Origin of the sequence: Acidocella facilis ATCC 35904, from assembly GCF_000687875.1 — a bacterium.
GTDB classification, from domain to species: Bacteria; Pseudomonadota; Alphaproteobacteria; order Acetobacterales; family Acetobacteraceae; genus Acidocella; species Acidocella facilis.
Genome location: NZ_JHYG01000008.1, coordinates 28,013 through 47,952 on the forward strand (window position 1 = coordinate 28,013; position 19,940 = coordinate 47,952).

Annotated in this window: 19 protein-coding genes; 12 read left to right on the top strand and 7 right to left on the bottom strand. The window is 64.8% G+C overall.

Annotated features, from left to right (window positions below; all coding sequences use genetic code 11):
• The first annotated feature begins 26 nt into the window (after positions 1–26).
• The 6 genes from carA to T331_RS0111720 all read left to right on the top strand — a co-directional run bounded on the left by carA (position 27) and on the right by T331_RS0111720 (position 7,074).
• Entirely contained in the window at positions 27–1,355 is a 1,329-nt protein-coding gene (gene carA / locus T331_RS0111695) for a glutamine-hydrolyzing carbamoyl-phosphate synthase small subunit (RefSeq protein ID WP_026440138.1), read from the top strand.
• Positions 1,356–1,363: 8 nt separating this feature from the next.
• Positions 1,364–1,759 (top strand): HI0074 family nucleotidyltransferase substrate-binding subunit, encoded by a 396-nt coding sequence (locus T331_RS0111700; RefSeq protein WP_026440139.1) that lies wholly within the window; start codon positions 1,364–1,366, stop codon positions 1,757–1,759.
• Positions 1,756–2,064 (top strand): nucleotidyltransferase family protein, encoded by a 309-nt coding sequence (locus T331_RS0111705; RefSeq protein ID WP_026440140.1) that lies wholly within the window; start codon positions 1,756–1,758, stop codon positions 2,062–2,064. Before T331_RS0111700 ends, T331_RS0111705 begins: the two co-directional genes overlap by 4 nt.
• Before the next feature lie 11 nt (positions 2,065–2,075).
• Entirely contained in the window at positions 2,076–5,318 is a 3,243-nt protein-coding gene (gene carB / locus T331_RS0111710) for a carbamoyl-phosphate synthase large subunit (RefSeq protein ID WP_026440141.1), read from the top strand.
• 84 nt (positions 5,319–5,402) lie between these two features.
• The gene (gene greA, locus T331_RS0111715; RefSeq protein WP_008493639.1) at positions 5,403–5,876 is read left to right on the top strand and encodes a transcription elongation factor GreA; all 474 of its coding nucleotides are present in this window, start codon (positions 5,403–5,405) and stop codon (positions 5,874–5,876) included.
• 1 nt (position 5,877) lies between these two features.
• The gene (locus tag T331_RS0111720) at positions 5,878–7,074 is read left to right on the top strand and encodes a threonine ammonia-lyase (protein WP_026440142.1); all 1,197 of its coding nucleotides are present in this window, start codon (positions 5,878–5,880) and stop codon (positions 7,072–7,074) included.
• Positions 7,075–7,257: 183 nt separating this feature from the next.
• Here T331_RS0111720 and T331_RS0111725 read toward each other — a convergent pair whose 3' ends face one another.
• The 3 genes from T331_RS0111725 to cysS all read right to left on the bottom strand — a co-directional run bounded on the left by T331_RS0111725 (position 7,258) and on the right by cysS (position 10,609).
• Positions 7,258–8,313, bottom strand: a complete 1,056-nt coding sequence (locus tag T331_RS0111725) for an aldo/keto reductase (protein WP_026440143.1) — start codon at positions 8,311–8,313, stop codon at positions 7,258–7,260.
• 176 nt (positions 8,314–8,489) lie between these two features.
• A complete protein-coding gene (locus tag T331_RS0111730; protein WP_026440144.1) occupies positions 8,490–9,257 on the bottom strand; it encodes an RNA methyltransferase in 768 nt (255 codons plus the stop codon).
• A complete protein-coding gene (gene cysS, locus T331_RS0111735; protein WP_026440145.1) occupies positions 9,257–10,609 on the bottom strand; it encodes a cysteine--tRNA ligase in 1,353 nt (450 codons plus the stop codon). The genes T331_RS0111730 and cysS overlap by 1 nt, the downstream gene beginning before the upstream one ends.
• A gap of 79 nt (positions 10,610–10,688) precedes the next feature.
• On the opposite strand from cysS, the gene T331_RS0111740 reads away from it, so the two are divergent.
• A complete protein-coding gene (locus tag T331_RS0111740) occupies positions 10,689–12,065 on the top strand; it encodes a dipeptidase (RefSeq protein WP_081822240.1) in 1,377 nt (458 codons plus the stop codon).
• Between the two features lie 257 nt (positions 12,066–12,322).
• Here T331_RS0111740 and T331_RS0111745 read toward each other — a convergent pair whose 3' ends face one another.
• Both T331_RS0111745 and T331_RS0111750 read right to left on the bottom strand, forming a co-directional pair.
• Positions 12,323–12,742 carry a YraN family protein gene (locus T331_RS0111745; protein ID WP_081822229.1) on the bottom strand — a complete coding sequence of 140 codons (420 nt, stop codon included), beginning with the start codon at positions 12,740–12,742 and terminating at the stop codon, positions 12,323–12,325.
• Positions 12,743–12,791: 49 nt separating this feature from the next.
• The gene (locus T331_RS0111750; RefSeq protein WP_026440148.1) at positions 12,792–13,838 is read right to left on the bottom strand and encodes an AI-2E family transporter; all 1,047 of its coding nucleotides are present in this window, start codon (positions 13,836–13,838) and stop codon (positions 12,792–12,794) included.
• A gap of 189 nt (positions 13,839–14,027) precedes the next feature.
• On the opposite strand from T331_RS0111750, the gene T331_RS0111755 reads away from it, so the two are divergent.
• From T331_RS0111755 to T331_RS0111770, 4 genes are read left to right on the top strand one after another with little or no spacing between them, the layout of a single operon-like run.
• Entirely contained in the window at positions 14,028–14,909 is an 882-nt protein-coding gene (locus T331_RS0111755; protein WP_008493649.1) for a helix-turn-helix domain-containing protein, read from the top strand.
• Positions 14,909–15,742: a 3-mercaptopyruvate sulfurtransferase gene (sseA, locus tag T331_RS0111760; RefSeq protein WP_081822230.1), complete on the top strand. Its 834-nt coding sequence runs from the start codon at positions 14,909–14,911 to the stop codon at positions 15,740–15,742. Before T331_RS0111755 ends, sseA begins: the two co-directional genes overlap by 1 nt.
• Positions 15,743–16,924: a cystathionine beta-lyase gene (gene metC / locus T331_RS0111765; RefSeq protein ID WP_026440151.1), complete on the top strand. Its 1,182-nt coding sequence runs from the start codon at positions 15,743–15,745 to the stop codon at positions 16,922–16,924.
• The gene (locus tag T331_RS0111770) at positions 16,921–18,180 is read left to right on the top strand and encodes an MgtC/SapB family protein (protein WP_026440152.1); all 1,260 of its coding nucleotides are present in this window, start codon (positions 16,921–16,923) and stop codon (positions 18,178–18,180) included. Before metC ends, T331_RS0111770 begins: the two co-directional genes overlap by 4 nt.
• 125 nt (positions 18,181–18,305) lie before the next feature.
• Here T331_RS0111770 and T331_RS0111775 read toward each other — a convergent pair whose 3' ends face one another.
• On the bottom strand, positions 18,306–18,593 hold the full coding sequence (locus T331_RS0111775) for an antibiotic biosynthesis monooxygenase family protein (protein WP_008493656.1): 288 nt from the start codon (positions 18,591–18,593) through the stop codon (positions 18,306–18,308).
• 3 nt (positions 18,594–18,596) lie between these two features.
• On the bottom strand, positions 18,597–19,442 hold the full coding sequence (locus T331_RS0111780; protein ID WP_026440153.1) for a fumarylacetoacetate hydrolase family protein: 846 nt from the start codon (positions 19,440–19,442) through the stop codon (positions 18,597–18,599).
• 123 nt (positions 19,443–19,565) lie between these two features.
• Here T331_RS0111780 and T331_RS0111785 point away from each other — a divergent pair, with 123 nt between their 5' ends.
• Positions 19,566–19,883, top strand: coding sequence for a YciI family protein (locus T331_RS0111785; RefSeq protein ID WP_008493658.1), 318 nt, complete (start codon positions 19,566–19,568; stop codon positions 19,881–19,883).
• Positions 19,884–19,940 lie beyond the last annotated feature (57 nt).

The following is a 19,940-nucleotide window of genomic DNA, read 5'->3' on the forward strand; positions in this document are numbered from 1 at the left end:
AGCAAAATTCCGCTAAAGAGGCTGCCATGGCAATCTCCCTCGATGAAATCCTGCGCCGCCTCGGCGGCAGCGACGCCGCGGCCACGCTGACCGGCGTCTCCCCCGAAGCCGTGCGCAAATGGCGGAGCAGCAACGCCATCCCGCCGCGCCATTGGCCCGCCATTATGGCGGCAACCGGGCTCACCTGGGAAGAGCTTTCCGCCGCACCGGAGAGCACCGAGGTGCCGCCCGGCGCCACCGCCGCCCTGGTGCTGGCGGACGGCACCGTGTTCTGGGGCCGCGGCTTTGGCGCGCGCACCACCAGCGCCCCATCCGAGCTGTGCTTCTCCACCGGCCTCACCGGCTATCAGGAGACGATGACCGACCCCTCCTTTGCCGGGCAGATTGTCACCTTCACCTTCCCGCATATCGGCAATGTCGGCACCAATGCCGAGGATATGGAAGCGACCCAGATCTTCGCGCGCGGCATGGTGACGAAGGAGGATGTCACCTCCCCCTCCAATTACCGCTCCACCGCGCCGCTCGGCTCTTGGCTGAAAACCCAGGGCATCGCCGGCATTTCCGGCGTGGATACACGCGCGCTGACGCTGCGCATCCGCGATCTCGGCGCGCCGAATGCGGTGATCTCCTTCCCCGAGGACGGCAAGTTCGACCTGAAGGCCCTGGCGGCGCAGGCGGCGGGCTGGGCCGGGCTGGAAGGGCTGGATCTGGCCAAGGAGGTCTCATGCACCCAGTCCTATGAATGGACCGGCGGCACCTGGGACTGGGCGAATGGTTTCGCCGAGACCAATGGCGGCAAGAAGGTCGTCGCGGTTGATTACGGCGCCAAGCGCAACATCTTGCGCTCCCTGGCCTCCGCCGGCTGCCAGGTGACCGTGGTGCCCGCCACCGCCACCGCCGAGGATATTCTGCGCCACCAGCCGGACGGCGTGTTCCTCTCCAACGGCCCCGGCGACCCGGCGGCGACCGCCGCCTACGCCGTGCCCGCCATCCAGGGCGTGATGCAGGCCGGCGTGCCGATTTTCGGCATCTGCCTCGGCCACCAGCTGCTGGCCACCGCCTTGGGCGCCAAAACCTACAAGCTGGAGCGCGGCCATCGCGGCGCCAACCAGCCGGTGAAGGATTTGCGCTCCGGCAAGGTGGAGATCACCTCGCAAAATCACGGCTTCGCGGTGGATGAAAAGAGCCTGCCGGCGGGCGTTGAAGTGACCCACGTCTCGCTGTTCGACGGCTCCAACGAAGGCATCGCCGCCCCGGCGAAGAAGGTGTTTTCCGTGCAGTACCATCCGGAAGCAAGCCCAGGGCCGAGCGACAGCTCTTACCTGTTCAAGCGTTTTGTTGAGCTGATGGGCTAAGCTTTCGGATGCTCGATCTGTCCTCCCTCAAGCGCGCTCTGGCCACGCTCGATGAAGCGCTGATCGCGCATGCGCGCGCACCGGAGGACAAATTCATCCGCGACGCCTGCATCCAGCGCTTTGAGTACAGCTACGAGCTGAGCCATAAAATGCTGCGCCGCTATCTGGAAGCCAGCGAGCCGGGCGGCGTTGCGGAGCTGGCCTTTCCGCAGATGATCCGGCTTGGCTATGCACGCGGCGTACTGGCGCAAAGCTGGGATGAGTGGAAGCTGTTCCGCGAAGCCCTCAACGCCACCAGCCACGCCTATGACGAACGCAAGGCCGAAGAGGTTCTCGCCCAGCTGCCAGCATTCGCCGCCGCCGCCAAGCACATGGCGCAGCGGCTTGAGGCGCTGCAATCGTGATCGACATCGCCCCGCATGAACTGAGCCTAGTGCAAACCATTCTTCGCACCGGTCTGCCGGACCACGCGGCGCGTGTCTGGGTGTTTGGCTCCCGCGCCAAGGGCACGACCAAACGCGGCTCGGATCTCGATCTCGCCATCGATATCGGCGCGGCCCTGCCCTTCGCCGCCAAGGCGCATCTTGCCGACGCTTTTGAAAACGCACCCCTGCCCTTCAATGTCGACCTCGTCGATTTGCACGCCATCTCGCCTGAATTCCGTGCGCTGATCGACGCGCATAAACTCCCTTTCCCCGGTTTCGAGTAAGGACTCCGCCCATGCCCAAACGCACAGACATCAAGTCCATCATGATCATCGGCGCCGGGCCGATTGTCATCGGCCAGGCCTGCGAGTTCGATTATTCCGGCGCCCAGGCCTGCAAGGCGCTGCGCGAGGAGGGCTACCGGGTGATCCTGGTCAACTCCAACCCGGCGACGATCATGACCGATCCGTCGCTGGCGGATGCGACCTATATCGAGCCGATCACCCCGGAGATGGTGGAAAAGATCATCGCCAAGGAGAAGCCGGACGCGCTGCTGCCGACCATGGGCGGGCAGACCGCTTTGAACACCGCGATGGCGCTGGCCAAGTCCGGCGCGCTGGAGCGTCTGGGGGTGGAGCTGATCGGCGCCAATGCCGAGGTGATCGACCGCGCCGAGGACCGGCTGAAATTCCGCGACGCCATGGCCGAAATCGGCGTCATGGGCCCGAAATCCGCCATCGCCCATACCCGCGAGGAGGCTGCCGCAGCCCTTGAGCAGGTCGGGCTGCCGGCGGTTATCCGCCCCTCTTTCACGCTGGGCGGCACGGGCGGCGGCATCGCCTATAACCGCGAGGAATTCTTCGAAATCTGCATGGGCGGCATCGAGGCCTCGCCGACCAATGAAGTGCTGGTCGAGGAATCCGTGCTGGGCTGGAAAGAGTATGAGATGGAGGTCGTCCGCGACAAGGCGGATAACTGCATCATCATCTGCGCCATCGAGAATATCGACCCGATGGGCGTGCATACCGGCGATAGCGTCACCGTCGCCCCGGCGCTGACGCTCACCGACAAGGAATATCAGATCATGCGCGATGCGAGCATCGCCTGTCTGCGCCGCATCGGCGTCGAGACCGGCGGCTCCAACGTGCAGTTCGGCATCAACCCGGAAGATGGCCGCATGGTGGTCATCGAGATGAACCCGCGCGTCTCTCGCTCCTCGGCCCTGGCCTCCAAGGCCACCGGCTTTCCCATCGCCAAAATCGCGGCCAAGCTCGCGGTCGGCTATACGCTCGATGAGCTGCAGAACGACATCACCAAGGCGACCCCGGCCAGCTTCGAGCCGGTGATCGACTACGTCGTTATCAAGATTCCCCGCTTCACCTTCGAGAAATTCCCCGGCACCCCGGCGCTGCTCTCCACCTCGATGAAATCCGTCGGCGAGGCGATGGCGATCGGCCGCAATTTCCAGGAGGCGCTGCAAAAGGGTCTGCGCTCGCTGGAAACCGGGCTGTCGGGCCTGGATGAGATGACAGCACCCGGCGATGGCGGCATGGATGCGTTCCGCGCCGCCCTCTCCACCCCGCGCCCGGACCGGCTGCTGGTCGCAGCCCAAGCGCTGCGCGCCGGGATGAGCCTGGAGGACGTCAACGCCGCCACCAAGTTCGACCCGTGGTTCCTGGAGCAGATGCAGGGCATCATCGCCGCCGAAAACGAGGTGAAGGCCAATGGCCTGCCCAAGGACGCGTTCGGCTTCCGCCGCCTGAAGGCGATGGGGTTTGCCGATAAGCGCCTGGCCCAGCTTTCCGGCCAGAAAGAGGCCGCCGTCACCGCCGCCCGGCTGAAGCTGAACGTCACCCCGGCCTATAAGCGCATCGATACCTGTGCCGGCGAATTCGCCTCCGCCACCTCCTATATGTACTCCACCTATGAGGGCAGCTACGGCACCCCGCTGGACGAGGCGGATGTCTCCGACAAGCGCAAGGTGGTGATCCTGGGCGGCGGACCGAACCGCATCGGCCAGGGCATCGAGTTCGATTATTGCTGCGTCCATGCCGCCTACGCCCTGCGCGAGGCCGGCTATGAGACGATCATGGTCAATTGCAACCCGGAGACCGTCTCCACCGATTACGACACCTCGGACCGGCTCTATTTCGAGCCGCTCTTCGCAGAGGACGTGATCTCATTGCTGCGCAAGGAGCAGGAAAAGGGCACGCTCTTGGGCTGCATCGTGCAATATGGCGGCCAGACCCCGCTGAAGCTCTCGCAGGCGCTGGAAGTTGCCGGGATTCCCATCCTCGGTACCTCCGCCGATGCGATCGATCTCGCCGAGGACCGCGAGCGTTTCGCCGCCCTGCTGCAGAAGCTCGGGCTGCGCCAGCCCGATAACGGCATCGCCCGCTCCGCCGAACAGGCCGAGGCGATTGCCGAGCGCATCGGCTTTCCCATCATCATCCGCCCCTCTTACGTGCTGGGCGGCCGGGCGATGGAGATCGTTTACGACCGCCACGGCCTGGCCCGCTATATGCGCGAGATGATCCGCCCCTCGGCGGAAAACCCGGTGCTGATCGACCGCTATCTGAACGAGGCGCTGGAAGTGGATGTGGACTGCATCTGCGACGGCACCGACGTTTATGTCGCCGGGGTGATGGAGCATATCGAGGAAGCCGGCATCCATTCCGGCGATTCCGCCTGCTCGCTGCCGCCCTACTCGCTCTCGCCGGCCATCGTCGCCGAGCTGCGGGCGGAGACGGTGGCGCTGGCCAAGGCGCTGAACGTGGTCGGGCTGATGAACGTGCAATACGCCATCCAGAACGACACCATCTATGTGCTGGAAGTGAACCCGCGCGCCTCGCGCACCGTGCCCTTCGTCGCCAAGGCGACCGGCGTGCCGGTGGCGAAGATCGGCGCGCTGGTGATGGCAGGCGAGAAACTCGCTGGCTTCAAGCTGGATGACAGCGTGCAGCCGCGCCATGTGGCGGTGAAGGAGGCGGTGTTCCCCTTTGCCCGCTTCCCGAATATCGACACGCTGCTCGGGCCGGAGATGAAATCCACCGGCGAGGTGATGGGGCTGGACACCAATTTCGCCCGCGCCTTCGCCAAGGCGCAGCTGGGGGCGGGGGTGAAGCTGCCGCTGTCCGGCACCGCCTTCGTTTCGGTCAAGGATGTGGATAAAGCCGCCTTCCTGCCGGTGGCGCGCCGCCTGACGGAGCTGGGCTTCACCCTGCTCGCCACCGGGGGCACCGCCAAGGTGCTGACCGAGGCGGGGATTCCGGTGAAAAAGGTGAATAAGGTGCTGGAAGGCCGCCCGCATTGCGTGGATGCCATCCTCTCCGGCGATGTGCAGCTGATCATCAACACCGCTTCCGGCGCGCAATCGGTGGCGGACAGTTTCGATATCCGCCGCTCCGCCCTCACCCATGGCGTGCCCAACTTCACCACCATCGCCGGCGCGCGGGCGGCGGCGCATGCCATCGCCGCCCTGATCGGCGGCACTCTTGAAGTTGCGCCGCTTCAGTCGTACTTTCCCCAATCCTTCTGATGGAGCGCCGGCGGGCGACCGCCGGCGTCCGTCTTTTTGACCTCTAACCACCCGAGGGCGCGTCCGCGCCCTTGAGGAGATGCAGTGCAGAAATTTCCCATGACCGCGAGCGGCCTGGTGGCCCTCGAAGACGAATTGCGGAACCTGAAGGCCGTTGAGCGTCCGGCGATCATTCGCGCCATCGCCGAGGCGCGCGCCCATGGCGACCTCTCCGAGAACGCCGAATATCACGCCGCGCGCGAACGCCAGTCCTTCATCGAAGGCCGCATCGCGGAGCTGGAGGAGATCACCTCCGCCGCCGAAGTGATCGACCCGACCTCACTCTCCGGCGACACTGTGAAGTTCGGCGCCACCATCCTGCTGGTGGATGAGGATACCGATGCCGAGGTCTCCTACCAGATCGTCGGCGTGCATGAGGCCGACATCAAGCAGGCCCGCCTCTCCGTCACCTCGCCGCTGGCCAAGGCGTTGATTTCCAAGCGCGTCGGCGACACCGTGGCGGTGCCCGCCCCGGGCGGCGATCGCTCCTACGAAATCCTGAAAATCAGCTACGTCTGAGATGATCACTTACGATGATGTCCTGGCCGCCGCCGCGCGGATTCAGGGGTCGGTGTTGCGCTCGCCGTTTTTGCGGATGGACGGGCTCTCCCGCCTGACCGGGGCTGAGTTGTATGTGAAGCTCGACCATCTGCAGGCCACCGGCGCCTTCAAGGAGCGCGGCGCGGCCAACCGCATCGCGCTGCTCACCGCAGATGAGCGCCAGCGCGGCGTCGTCGCCATGTCGGCTGGCAACCATGCCCAGGCGGTGGCGCGCCATGCCGCCCTCGCCGGCATCAAGGCCACCATCGTGATGCCTCGCCACACCCCGGCCACCAAGGTCACCCGCACCGCCAGCTGGGGCGCGCATGTGGTGCTGCACGGCGAAACCCTGGCCGAGGCCGCGGCCGAGGCGCGCCGGCTGGAGGCCGAGGAAGGGCTGTTTTTCATCCACCCTTATGACGATCCTGCGGTGATGGCCGGCCAGGGCACCATGGCGCTGGAAATGCTGCAGGACGTGCCGGATCTGGACGCCATCGTCGTTGCCACCGGCGGCGGCGGTCTGGTCGCCGGCTCTGTCACCGTGGCCCGGCATCTGCGCCCGGACTGTCAGGTGTATGGCGTCGAGGTCGAGCATTACGCCGCCTTCGCCCAGGCGCTGGCGGGCCAGGAGATCAAGGTCGGCGGCCCGACCATCGCCGAGGGCATCGCCGTGCGCGATATCGGCCAGCGCCCACTAGCGGTGCTGAAGGCGCTGCAGGTGCCGGTTCTGGTCGTCTCCGAACATGCGGTGGAAAGCGCCATCGATAGTTTCGCGGAAAACGCCAAGCAGGTCACCGAGGGTGCGGGCGCTGTCGGCCTCGCGGCGGTGATGAGCTTCCCCGAGCATTTCCGCGGCAAGAAGGTCGGCATCTCAATCTGCGGCGCGAATATCGATCCGCGCATCCTCGCCAATACGTTGATGCGCTGCCTGCTGCGCGATGGCCGGCTGCTGCGCCTGGTGCTGGAGATGCCGGACCGGCCCGGCATGCTGGCTGAGGTCTCGCGCCGCATCGGCGATCTCGGCGGGAATATTCTGGAAGTCGCGCATCACCGCCTGTTCTCCAGCCCTTCGGTGCAGGATGCGCAGCTGGAAGTGATGATCGAGGCGCGCGACGCGGCGCATGGCGAGGCGATCGAGGAGTCGCTGGCGGAGCTGTTCGTGCTGCGTAGGTTATAAAAGTTTTTTGGTGCCGCTTTTTTACAAAAAAGCGGCGAAAAAATTTGGGGTGGTGGCAACAACGTTGCCATCACCCCAAATTTTTGTGGGGACTTTTTGAAAAAAGTCCCCACCCCTCCGGCGCCTTTCCAGCGCTGCTATCGCAGCGCCGGAACCTTGGGCGCCTACGCCCTCCAAAAACTTTTATTCCTTATCCTTCGGCTCGAACGGCAGCGGCACGCGGTTGCGGGCCTGGCGCTCGATCATCCAGCCAGGATATTCCGGCGGCAGCGCGCTCACCTCGGCCAGCTTATCCAGCTCATGTTCGGTCAACATCAAATCGGCCGCCGCCAGATTATCCTCCAGCTGCTGCGTGTTTTTCGCGCCGATAATCACGCTGGTCACGTGTTTCTGCGCCAGCAGCCAGGCCAGCGCCACCCGCGCCACCGACACCGCATTCGCGTCACCAATCTCGCGCATCACCTCGATGCAGCGATCCGCCCGGTCCTTGTCCACCGGCGGGAAATCGAAGGAGAGCCGGCGGGAATCATTCTCCTTCTCGCCGCCCGGCCCGTATTTGCCCGAAAGATAGCCCCCCGCCAGCGGCGACCAGACCATCAGCCCCAGCCCTTCCTCATTCAGCAGCGGCACGATCTCGCGCTCCAGATCCCGCCCGGCGATGGAATAATAAGCCTGCAGCGTCTCGAACCGCGCAAAGCCACGCCGCTCGGACACGCCCAGCGCCTTGGCGATCTTCCAGGCCGACCAGTTGGACACGCCGACATAACGCACCAGCCCCTGGCTCACCAGATCATCCAGCGCGCGCAGCGTCTCCTCGATCGGGGTGATCGGGTCATTGGCGTGGATCTGGTAGAGATCGAGATAATCCAGCTGCAGCCGCTCCAGGCTCTGCTTCACCCCATCCATGATATGCCCGCGCGAGGCCCCGCGCTCATTCACCCCCGGCCCCATCTCGCCATAGACCTTGCTGGCAATCACCACGTCCGACCGCTTGGTGCCGAGATTCTTCAAGGCCTGCCCGAGCAGACGCTCCGACTCGCCAAAGGAATAGACATCCGCCGTGTCGATGAAATTGACCCCGGCCGACAGCGCGGTGCCGACAATGCCATCCACCTCCTCCTGGCGCAGCGCGCCGATGGCTTTCCAGAACCCGGCATTCTCATTGCCGCCAAAGGTCATGGTGCCAAGGCAGATTTCAGACACGTAAAGGCCGGTGCGGCCCAGCTGCTTGTATTTCATCCGGTTAATCTCCTGAACGGCGCGCATATGGGGAGGCAGGTGCGCGTGCGCAACCGGCCAGCCTTGTGTTTGTCAGCCTCCGACCACAGAGACGAGACGCGCTGGCGCAGCCCCAGGCGTTTCTGTTTCGAAATCGACTTTATGCGGCCGGATCAGGATTTCCGCGCGGATATGGCTCAGCGCGGCCCGCGCCGCAATTCCGAGATAATCCCGTGCAGCGTATTCAACTCCTGGCGCGTCACCTCGCCACGGGTGAAGAAATGCCGCAGATTGCGCACCATGCCGGGGCGCTTCTGCTCATTGCGCAGGAACCCGGACTCATCACAGGCGCGCACCAGATGCGCCATGAAATTATCCAGCTCCCCCTTGGTCGCCGGCGCCGTCTCATTCACCTGCAACTCGCGCGGCGGCTGCTCGGGGCTGCGCGCCAGCCACCATTCATAGCCCATCACCATCACCGCCTGGGCGAGGTTGAGGGACATGAAATCCGGGTTGAGATCGTAGCGGATCAGGCTGTCGGCATTGGCGATATCGTCATTATCCAGCCCGGTGCGCTCCGGCCCGAACAAGATGCCGGCCTTCAGCCCCCGCGCCCCGATGGCAACGATCTCATTCGCCCCGCCGCGCGCGGTGAGCACCGGCTTGATGATATGGCGCGGGCGCGGGCAGGTGGCGAAGACGCGGTGCAGATCCGCCACCGCCTCGCTTACACTCTCGAACACCTGCGCGTTATCCAGGATGCGATGCGCGCCCGAGCCGGTGATCCAGGCGCGCGGCAGCGGCCAGCCATCGCGCGGGGCGACGATGCGCAGATGGAACAGCCCGCCATTGCCCATCGCCCGCGCCACCGCGCCGATATTCTCGGCCATCTGCGGACGCACCAGAATCACCACCGGCGAAGGCTCGATGGGGCTCAGCTCCGCCCCGCCGCTACGCCCGGTCATCAGGCCTTCCTGAGTGTGTAAGTATTCTTCGGCCCGTCCTCGATGATCACACCGTGTTCGCTGAGCAACAGATCGCGGATGCGGTCGGACTCAGCGAAATCCTTGGCGATGCGCGCCAGCACGCGCTGCGCCACCAGCCCCTCGATGGCGGCTTCATCGATGCCGCCCCGGAACCATTCATCCGGGCTCAGCGCGAACAGCCCGAGCAGCTCGCCCGCCGCCTTCAACGCCACCGCCCCGACCTCATTCCCGGCAAAGGCCAGATCCGCATATTTATGTAGGGCAGCGATGGCGCCCGGCGTGTTCAGATCATCCAGCAGCGCGTCCCAGACCAGATGCAGCGGCACTTTGCGCTCACGGGCGTTCGGGTGGAGCTGGATGGCGCGGTAGAACCGGTCCAGCTCCTTGCGCGCTTCAACCAGGGCAGCATCGGAGAAATCCAGCGTCGAGCGGTAATGGCTGCGCATCAACAGAAACCGCACCGCCTCGCCCGGCGCCTTCTCCAACACCTCATGCAGCACCAGGAAATTGCCGAGCGACTTGCTCATCTTCTCGCCATTCACCAGCAGCATGCGGTTATGCACCCACATATTGGCGAAGGTCGAACCGGGGAAGGCGCAGCAGCTCTGGGCGATCTCGTTCTCGTGATGCGGGAAGATCAGATCGTCGCCGCCGCCATGAATGTCGAAAGTCTCGCCCAGATGCTTCCAGGACATTGCCGAGCACTCAATATGCCAGCCCGGCCGTCCGAAACCCCAGGGGCTCTCCCAGCCCGGCAGGTCCGGGGTGGAGGGCTTCCACAGCACAAAATCCCCGGCATCGCGCTTGTAGGTGGCCACATCCACCCGCGCACCCGCGATCAGCTCATCAGGCGTGCGGCCGGAGAATTTGCCGTAATTCAAGTCCGAGGCGACGGAGAACAGCACATGCCCCTCCGCCTCATAGGCGTGACCATTCTGGATCAGCTTCTCGATGATCATGATGATCTCGGCCATGTGTTCCGTCGCGCGCGGCTCGATATCGGGGGGCAGCGCATTCAGCGCCGCCATATCCTCATGATACCAGCGGATCGGCCCTTCCGTGACCTCGGCGATCGACACACCGCGCTCCTTGGCGCGGAGATTGATCTTGTCGTCCACGTCCGTGATGTTCCGGACATAGGTTACCTTGGGATAGATCCGGCGCAGCAGCCGGATCAGCACGTCGAAAATCACCACATTGCGGGCATTGCCGATATGGGCGCGGTCATAGACCGTCGGGCCGCACAGATAGGCCCGCACATTGGCCGGGTCGATCGGCATGAAGGGCTCTTTGGCGCGCGTGCGGGTATTATAGAGGCTGAGATGCGACATGATGCGGCTCTTTTGGCGGGTTTTGCCGCCAAATCAAGCCGCATTGATTTTTTCTCCCCTGGGGTCTCTGATGGCGGCCATGGAAAAGATCCTGCACGCGGTCGATACCGCCCTGCCCGCCTCGCTGGAGCGGCTGTTCGCCTTCCTGCGCATCCCCTCCATCAGCGCCCAGCCGGCCCATGCCGGAGATTGCCGCAAAGCCGCCGAATGGGCGCTCGAAACCCTGGCCGGCATGGGCTTCGAGGCCCGGCTGTCGGAGACCAAGGGCCATCCTGGCGTCATCGCGCACAACTTTTCCGCCGGGCCGGATGCCCCGCACGTGCTGTTCTATGGCCATTACGATGTGCAGCCCGCCGACCCGCTGGAGCTGTGGAATTCCGAGCCGTTCGACCCGCAGCTGGTCGAAGGCCCGCGCGGCCCGCGCATCGTGGCGCGGGGTGCTGTGGACGATAAGGGCCAGGTGGTCAGCTTCCTGGAGGCGGTGCGCGCGCATCTGGCGGTCAACGGCAAGCTGCCGGTGCGCCTGACCGTGCTGCTGGAGGGCGAGGAGGAAAATGGCAGCCCCTCTCTGGCCGAGCTGCTGACCAATGAGCGCGACAATCTGCGCGCCGATTTCGTGCTGGTCGCCGACACCAATATGTGGAATTTCGAAACCCCCGCCATCACCGCCAGCCTGCGCGGCCTGGCGGCGATCGATGTGCGGCTGCATGGCCCCTCACGGGATCTGCATTCCGGCCTGTTCGGCGGCATCGCCCTGAACCCGATCTTCGCCCTCACCCATATTCTGGGCCAGTTGAAGGATGATCAGGGCCGCATCCAGCTGCCGGGCTTCTACGACAATATCGCCCCCGTCTCCGCCGCACAGGAAGCCGCCTGGGCCGGACTTGGCTTCGATGTGACTGCCTTCCTCGGCGATGTCGGGCTGCACCAGCCGGCGGGCGAGGCCGACCAAATCCCCCTGGCCCAGCTCTGGGCCCGGCCGACAGCGGAGCTGAACGGCATTTATGGCGGCTATCAGGGCGATGGCAGCAAAACGGTGATCCCCGCCCACGCCACCGCCAAGCTCACCTTCCGCCTGGTCGCCGGCCAGGACCCGGTGAAGGTGCTCGATGCTTTCGAACGCTTCGTCACGGACCGCCTGCCCAAAGATGCACGGGCAGAGTTCACCCGGGGCGGCGCCGCCCCCGGCTACAGCCTGGCCCCGAACGCCCCCTTCCTGAAAGCCGCCCAGGCGGCGCTGCAGGCCGAATATGGCATCCAACCCGCCCTGATCGGCTCCGGCGCTTCGATCCCGGTGGTGGAAGCCTTCAAAACCATCCTTGGTCTCGACACGCTGCTCGCCGGCTTCGGGCTGGATGATGATTGCATCCATTCACCGAACGAGAAATTCGAGCTGGCCTGCTTCCATCGCGGCACCCGCGCCCATGCCAGGCTGCTCGCCGCCTTCGCCGGCTGAACGCATCGCGCCTTGGCCCTGAAGCGGCTCCAGAGCGTATTCCGTTCACGTTGGTGCACGGAACACGCTATAAAGCATCAAGCTTTTAGCTTGATGCTCTATGTTTTATTTTAGCGAGCAATTTCATGTGTTTATCTTGACGCTGGCGCGTCAACCTAAACACATATTGCTCTCGCTTTTTGTTCGAGCCAGCAACTTTATCCGACCAAACGAGTCCGTTTGATCGGATATTGCTCTGCCCCGGCGCGCGAGCCGCTTCAGTTCAGCCGGATCGCATCCTCGATGATCTCAATGCCGCCCGGCACAACCAAGGCCGCATCGAAGCGCATCGCCTCCCGCGCCCAGCCAGGGTTGTTTGCCAAAGCAATCGAGGCCGCCTGGATCAGCCGCGCCTGCTGCCGGGCCGAGAGCGCGTAAGCCGCCTCGGACAGGCTGGGCCGCGCCTTCACCTCGACAAAGATCAGACAGGCCGCATCCGCGGCGACGATATCGATCTCACCACCGGCGGTCTTCAACCGCATCGCCAAAATCTCATAGCCCCGCCGGCGCAACATCGCCGCGACCTCATCCTCCGCCCGCCGCCCCTGCGTCTCGGCCGCGCGCCGTCCCGCACGCCCGCGCGCATGGGCAGGAAAAACAGGAACAAGCGGGCAAATCTGGTCCGTCTGCAGTCTCATATCTGCAGTACACCACAAATTAATTAATTTTTTCCTAATTTCCGCCCTCTCAGGGCTGCCGCCACGTCCCGCGCGGCTGCCGGGCGAACTGTTCCGCCATGGCGATGCCCAGCGCCAGCAGCACCGGCCCCAGAAAAATACCCAGCGCGCCGAAGGCCAGCGCGCCGCCGAGCACGCCGATCAATGTCACCGCATAAGGCAGCGCCGCGCCACGGGCGATCAGCCAGGGCCGCAGCACGGAATCCGCCCCGCCGACGACGACGAAACAATAAATCGCCAGCAAAATCCCCGCGACCGGATGCCCGGCCGCGATCATATACAAGCAAAGCGGCACATAAACGAGCACCGCCCCGGCCGGGACAATCGAGATCAGCCCCGCGAACACCGCCAGCACCAGCGCCTGCGGCGCGCGCGCCACCTCGAACCCGATCGCGTATAATATTCCCTGAAACGCCGCCGTGCCCAGAATCCCGAACACCACGCCCCGCACGGTCGCCGCCACCAGCGTAATCAGCTCGGTCAACATCACCGGCTCAATTACCCGCACCAGCACCAGCCGGATCCGCTCGATCATCTGCGCGCCCGAGACAAAGAACAGAAAGGTGAACAGCAGCGCCACCACGGTTTCCACGAGCCCATGGGTGACATGAAACAGCAGCTGGATCCCGGTATGCGCCACCGTGCCGATCACCGGCCGCGCGGAGCTGACCACCCCGCCGAGATCGTCCGCGGAATTATTCCAGAAATCCGCCAGGAAACCGCCAATGACCGGAATTTTCTGCATGAAGGGCGGCGCCGGCGGCAGACCGTTCTGCAGGGCATCCGCCACCCAGCCCTGGCTGACACGCGCCTCTTTCGCCGCCACCATGGCCAGATGCACCAGCGGCACCAGCAGCAGCACCGCCACCACCAGCGTAATCAACCCTGCGGCGAGAACCGGCCTGACATACACGCAGCCTTTCGTGTAGATCGGCCAAAGGCAGAAGACCAGGATCCCCGCCCACAGCATCGCCGGCAGAAAAGGCAGCAAGATCAAGGCACAGCCAAGCCCCAGCGCAATCGCCAGGGCAAGCAGGATCAGCCGGTCATGTCTCATGGGATCTGTGTGCCGGGCTTCCGGAAAACGCGCAAGCCTGCGGGAACTGGGACGAATCTCACAGCCAAAAAAGCGTCTTCACATTTCGGAATTTGTACCGGTTAGGAAAATATCCGCTACTCGGTCTTGATTTATGAGATTTTTTCCAGGAAGTTGGGAAGGTACAGCGCCTGTTGGGGATGGCACGTCATGATGCGTTTCAATGAAATCGGCCAGCAATTGCGGGCCTATCGAATGGAATCCGGCCTGAAGGCGGAAGAGATTTCCGCCCGGCTCGGCGTCTCCCGTGCCGCCCTCTACCGTTATGAAAAAGGCGAGGTCATCAAGCTCGATACCGTCAACCGTCTGGCGGAATTGCTGAAAATCTCGCCGCTGACGCTGCTTGGCATCGGCGTCGAATATTATTCCAAGCCGGTTGGCTATACTGAGCGGCTGCGCCAGATCGAGGAAACCGCCGACCAGATCCTGCAGGTCTTCGGCGCGGTCTGCTACCTGATCACCTCCGATCATTTCGACGCGATTCTCTCCCAGATGCTCGACGAGCACGCCGAATCGATGGGGGCCGACAAGCACGCCGCCCGCGCCGCCGCCGAGCAGCTGATGGGCGTGCTGATCGCCCGCAAGCAAATGTACCAGGCCCGCAAGCCCTCGATCATCGGCATTTTCACCAATGCGGCGATCCAGAAATTCCTGGCCGAGGGCATCGCCCCGGCGGCGCGCGTCTCCGACCGGCTGCGTGTGCTGGCGCGCGAAGCGGCGATCCGGGAGATGGAGCTGATGGCCAATCTGATGGAAAGCGAGCCGATCGGCCTGCAGCTCGGGCTGATGGCGCAGGGCGAGCCGAATGGCCCGTTCGTGCTGCTGCGCTCGCGTGAGCGTGCCTCGCTCGCCATCAACCCGTTCCCGGCGGACGCACCGCCCAACCTGCAATCGGGGGTGGCGATGATCACCAGTGCCGAGGACGCCGTGGCCGCGCATCAGCGCGTCTCCGAGCTGACCTGGCGCGAGGCGGTGAAGGGCGCGACCGCGGCCGCACGGGTGCGTGAGCTGATCGCCGCGGTGCGCGGCTGATGAGCCCGCTGCTGCGGCCCGCAGAGCTGCTGGCCGCGCTCGGCCAGCCGGATCTGGCCATTCTGGATGCGACCTATTTCCTGCCGAATGAAGGCCAGGACGGCGCCGCGAATTTCCGCCAGGCGCATCTCCCCGGTGCCAGGTTTTTCGATATCGACGCGGTGGCCGATCACGCTTCCGGCCTGCCGCATATGCTCCCCACGCCGGAGGCATTCGCCACGGCGATGCGGGATCTCGGCATCAGCAACACCACCCGCATCATCGTCTATGACCAGCGCGGCATTTTCTCGGCGCCGCGCCTGTGGTGGATGCTGCGCGTCTTCGGCCACGACAATGTGCAGGTGCTGAATGGCGGGCTGCCAGGCTGGATCGACGCCGGCGGCATCACCGAAACCGGCGCGCCCGGCCCCGCCCTGGCCGGCCAGTTCATCCCGGCGTTCCGGCCGCAGATGGTGCGCAGCCTCACCGATATGCGCGCCAATCTCGAAACCAATGCGGCCTTGATGCTGGATGCCCGGGCCGGGGCACGCTTTCGCGCCGAGGTGCCGGAGCCACGTGCCGGCATGCGCGGCGGCCATATCCCCGGCGCGCGCTCCTTGCCCTTTGGCGATCTGCTGGAAAACGGCCAATACCGGTCCCCGGAGGCGTTGCGCGCGATTTTCGCCAAGGCCGGGGTGGATGGCACCAAACCGCTCATCGCCTCCTGCGGCTCGGGTGTGACCGCCTGCGTGCTGGCCCTCGGGCTGGTGCAAGCCGGGCTGCCGGAAGCCGCGATTTATGATGGCTCCTGGTCCGAATGGGGCGGGCGGTCCGACACGCCGATCGAGGTCTGAATGGCACGCAAGATCGAAACCGCCCTGGTCCAGGCCGGCCGCGCCCCGGTGCGCCACTATGGCTTCGTCAACCCGCCGCTGAAGCGCGGCTCCACCGTGCTGCATGAGAGCATCGCGGCAAAAAAGGAGGTCGGCCAGCGCGCCGCCTTCGAGCCGGTGGAAAATTACGGGGTGATGGGCAGCGACACCCATTTCGCCCTGGAAGCCGCCCTGGCCGAGATCGAGGGCGGCACCCGCGCCCAGGTCACCGCCAGCGGCCTCTCCGCCATCACCGTGCCGCTGCTGGCCTATCTGAAAACCGGCGAACATATTCTGGTGCCGGATTCCGTCTACGGCCCCACCCGCAGCTTCTGCGATTCGCTGCTGAAGCGCTTCGGGGTGGAAACCACCTATTACGACCCGATGATCACCCCGGCGGCGCTGGAGGCCCTGTTCCAGCCCAATACCCGGGTGCTGTTCACCGAAAGCCCCGGCAGCCATACGTTCGAGGTGCAGGACATCCCGGCTTTGGCCAAGGTCGCCCACGCGCACGGCGCCAAGGTGTTTCTCGACAACACCTGGGGGCTGCTGCATTTCGCCCCGTTCGAGCACGGGGTGGATGTCTCCATCCACGCGCTGACCAAATATGTCGGCGGCCATTCGGACATTATTCTCGGCGGCGTCGTGGTCAATTCGGAAGAGGATTGGCGCTGGCTGCGTCTGGGCTCGCTGGAGCTGGGCAATTACGCCAGCCCGGATGATTGCTGGCTGGCGCTGCGCGGCCTGCGCACGCTGCATCTGCGCCTGAAGGCGGCGGAAACAGCCGGGCTGGAGATCGCCAACTGGTTCGCGGCCCGCCCGGAGGTGGCCCGCGTGCTGCATCCGGCCCTGCCCTCCTGCCCCGGCCATGAGATTTTCAAGCGCGACTTCACCGGCGCCTGCGGCCTGTTCGGCGTCGTCTTCCAGCCCGCCTATTCCGCCGAGGATGTGGTGCGGATGATCGACGCGCTGACCATGTTCGGCATCGGCGCCAGCTGGGGCGGGTTCGAGAGCCTGGTGCTGCCCACCACCGGCACCATCCGCCGCTCCGCCGGCACCGGCAAGTTCGAGGGCGAGGCGGCGCGCTTCCAGATCGGGCTGGAGAGCGTCGAGGATCTGATCGCCGATCTCGAACAAGGCCTGGCGGCGCTCAGACGCACATGAGCCCGCTGCCGCCTCTGCTGTCAGGGTTTCTCGGCACGGCGGGGCTGGCCTTTATCATCGGGCTGGAGCTGCACGCCTATCGGCGGCGCGGCGCCGGGGCCTTGGCGCCGGAAGCCGAAGGCTTTGGCACCACCCGCACCATCACCCTCATCGCGGTGCTGGGCTTCGTGCTCTGGGTCATCGCCCCGGTGGCGCCGTTCTGCGTCGGGCTGGCGGTGCTGGGGCTGGCGCTGCTGCTGGATTACCGCAAACGCGTGCAGGGCGGCGATGGCTCGCTGGTGCCCAGCGTGGTCGGGCTCATCGCCTACAGCCTGGGGCCGCTGGCGCTCACCGCCCCGTTGGCGCTGCTGGCCGCCCTTGCCGTGCTGGTGCTGCTGGCACTGGGCGAACAGGCGCGCATCCGCCGCTTCTCGGATGCCTTCCCGCCGGAAGAAGGCGTCACGCTGGCGAAATTCCTGGTGCTGGCCGGGCTGATCTACCCGCTGCTGCCGGCGACCGACCTGCCTTATCTGCCCGGCATCGGCTGGACCAAGATCTGGATGGCGGTGCTGGTGATCTCCGGCATCTCCTATCTCGGCTATCTGGCGCATCGCTATCTGGTGCCGCGCGCCGGCACGCTGCTCACCGGGCTGCTGGGCGGGCTCTACTCATCCACCGCCGCGACGCTGGTGCTGGCGCGCGGGCTGCGCGCCGCGCCGGAGGATGCCGGCTTTGCCCCCGCGGCCGTTATTCTCGCCACCGCGATGATGTATGCGCGGCTGCTGGCCTTGATCGCGCTGCTCGGCCATGTGCAGGCGGCCCTGGCGCTGGCGCTGCCCTTTGGCGGGCTGTTCGCCGCCTCGCTGGCGCTGGCCGGGGTGCTGGCCTGGCGGGCGCGCGGCGCCAGCACGCAAGCCCATCCGGCGGTGAGCGCCAACCCGCTGGATCTGCCGGTGGCGTTTCTCTTCGCCGGGCTGTTCGTGCTGTTCGCCTTCATCACCCAGCTGGTCACCACGCGCTTTGGCGCCTCAGGGCTGCATGTGCTGAGCTTCGCGGTCGGGTTTTCGGATATCGACCCGTTCATCCTCTCACTGCTGGACGGCAAATTCGCGGTCAGCCCGCAGGCGGTGACGGCGGCCATCCTGATCGCCAGCGCCAGCAATAATCTGCTGAAGGCGGCCTACGCGCTGGGGTTTTCCCGCAACCGCGCGATGTTGCCCGCCGCTCTGTGGCTATGCGCGGCGGCGGCGATCTCGTTTGGGATCGCTTTGGTGTAAAAGTTTTTTGGTGCCGCTTTTTTTCAAAAAAGCGGCGAAACCGTTCGGGGTTTTGGCAGCTTCGTTGCCACCGCCCCGAACGTTTTGCAGCCCTTTTTGAAAAAAGGGCTGCACCCCAAAAACTTTTAGATCACCACTTCCCCATGCCAGACCTGCGGCGGCTTCTCGAAGCAGGCGCTGACATTGGCCCGCCACTGGGTGAACGCCTCCGTGGCCCGGAACGCCTCATGCGCCGCCACACTCTCCCACTGCACCAGCAGCACGAAACGCGTCGGCTCCTCCACCAGGCGCTGCACGCTCATGCCATGGCAGCCCTTTGAAGCCAGGAAGAGCGGCTTGCTCTTCTGCGCCCCCGCGATGAAATCCTGCTCCATCCCGGGCTTGACCAGAATATCCGCGAATTCAGTGACCATCTCTCAGCCCCCCACCGTTTTCGAGCGCTGCTCGCCCAGCCCTTCCACGCCCAGGCGCAGGCTTTGGCCCGGCCGCAGGAAGATCGGGTTGGGCTTCTGCCCCATCCCCACGCCCGCCGGGGTGCCGGTGGCGATGATATCGCCTGGATACAGCGTGATGAACTGCGAGACATAGGACACCAGCGTCTTCACCCCGAAGATCATGTTCGCGGTGGTCCCGTCCTGCATCATCTGCCCATCCACCTCGCAGAACAGCTTCAGATTCTGCGGGTCGGCGACCTCATCCTTGGTCACCAGCCAGGGGCCGACCGGGCCGAAATGATCCGCCCCCTTGCCCTTGTCCCAGCTGCCGCCGCGCTCGGTCTGCCAGTGCCGCTCGCTGACATCATTCACCACCGCATAGCCGGCGACATAATCCAGCGCCGCATCCTCGGAGACGCGCGACGCCTTGGCGCCGATCACCACCCCCAGCTCAATTTCCCAGTCAGTCTTCTCGGAGCCGGGCGGGATGATCACATCATCATACGGCCCGCAGAAAGCGGAGAGGGATTTCAGGAACACGATCGGCTCCTTCGGCGCCTTGGCGCCGGTCTCGGCGGCATGGTCGGCATAATTCAGCCCGATACAGACAAAATTCCGCGGCCGCGGAATGCAGGCGCCGATGCGATGTTCCGCCTTCAGAATCGGCAGCGTCTCCGGCTCCAGCTTCTGCAATTGTGCCAGCCAGTCCAGCGTCATCTCCTCGCCGGTGACATGGATCAGCGCGTCCTCCAACGTGCGGATCTGCCCCTGCCCGTCGAGAATACCCCATTTCTCCTGGCCTTCATCCCCATAGCGCAGCAATTTCATTCGTTTATCCTTTCTTTCAGCCGTCAGCGTTCAACACAAAGCTGGGTGGCGAACATGCGGCGTGTCAAGACACTGGTTTCATACTAACCATGCGCGAACAGATCTGGAGGGGTCGCCAATACCATGCCGATGTTCATTCTTCACGCCAAGGACCGCCCGGATGCCTTGGATCTCCGGCTGGAGCATTACGCCGCCCATCGGGCTTTCCTGGAGGAGCAGGACGAAATCGGCAAGGTCAGCGTCATCATGTCCGGCCCGCTGCAGACCGACGATGGCGAGCAGATGATCGGCTCACTGCTGCTGCTGGAGGCGGAGAACCGCGAGGCGATCGACAAATTCGTGCAGGATGATCCGTTCACCCGTGAAAATGTGTGGGGCGAGGTGAGCGTGACCCGCTTTTATCGCCGCCGCTCCCCGGGCCGGGACCTGCCAATGCCCTGAGGCGGGTCTGCATTATATTTCATTAAAAAAGGCCGGTCTCCATAAGAGACCGGCCTT

Excerpts from the sequence above, each read along its gene's own strand:
- carA (WP_026440138.1), top strand. The coding sequence starts at position 27 with ATGGCAATCTCCCTCGATGAAATCCTGCGCCGCCTCGGCGGCAGCGAC.
- T331_RS0111700 (WP_026440139.1), top strand. The coding sequence starts at position 1,364 with ATGCTCGATCTGTCCTCCCTCAAGCGCGCTCTGGCCACGCTCGATGAA.
- carB (WP_026440141.1), top strand. The coding sequence starts at position 2,076 with ATGCCCAAACGCACAGACATCAAGTCCATCATGATCATCGGCGCCGGG.
- T331_RS0111720 (WP_026440142.1), top strand. The coding sequence starts at position 5,878 with ATGATCACTTACGATGATGTCCTGGCCGCCGCCGCGCGGATTCAGGGG.
- T331_RS0111725 (WP_026440143.1), bottom strand. The coding sequence starts at position 8,313 with ATGAAATACAAGCAGCTGGGCCGCACCGGCCTTTACGTGTCTGAAATC.
- T331_RS0111730 (WP_026440144.1), bottom strand. The coding sequence starts at position 9,257 with ATGACCGGGCGTAGCGGCGGGGCGGAGCTGAGCCCCATCGAGCCTTCG.
- cysS (WP_026440145.1), bottom strand. The coding sequence starts at position 10,609 with ATGTCGCATCTCAGCCTCTATAATACCCGCACGCGCGCCAAAGAGCCC.
- T331_RS0111740 (WP_081822240.1), top strand. The coding sequence starts at position 10,689 with ATGGAAAAGATCCTGCACGCGGTCGATACCGCCCTGCCCGCCTCGCTG.
- T331_RS0111745 (WP_081822229.1), bottom strand. The coding sequence starts at position 12,742 with ATGAGACTGCAGACGGACCAGATTTGCCCGCTTGTTCCTGTTTTTCCT.
- T331_RS0111750 (WP_026440148.1), bottom strand. The coding sequence starts at position 13,838 with ATGAGACATGACCGGCTGATCCTGCTTGCCCTGGCGATTGCGCTGGGG.
- T331_RS0111755 (WP_008493649.1), top strand. The coding sequence starts at position 14,028 with ATGATGCGTTTCAATGAAATCGGCCAGCAATTGCGGGCCTATCGAATG.
- sseA (WP_081822230.1), top strand. The coding sequence starts at position 14,909 with ATGAGCCCGCTGCTGCGGCCCGCAGAGCTGCTGGCCGCGCTCGGCCAG.
- metC (WP_026440151.1), top strand. The coding sequence starts at position 15,743 with ATGGCACGCAAGATCGAAACCGCCCTGGTCCAGGCCGGCCGCGCCCCG.
- T331_RS0111770 (WP_026440152.1), top strand. The coding sequence starts at position 16,921 with ATGAGCCCGCTGCCGCCTCTGCTGTCAGGGTTTCTCGGCACGGCGGGG.
- T331_RS0111775 (WP_008493656.1), bottom strand. The coding sequence starts at position 18,593 with ATGGTCACTGAATTCGCGGATATTCTGGTCAAGCCCGGGATGGAGCAG.
- T331_RS0111780 (WP_026440153.1), bottom strand. The coding sequence starts at position 19,442 with ATGAAATTGCTGCGCTATGGGGATGAAGGCCAGGAGAAATGGGGTATT.
- T331_RS0111785 (WP_008493658.1), top strand. The coding sequence starts at position 19,566 with ATGCCGATGTTCATTCTTCACGCCAAGGACCGCCCGGATGCCTTGGAT.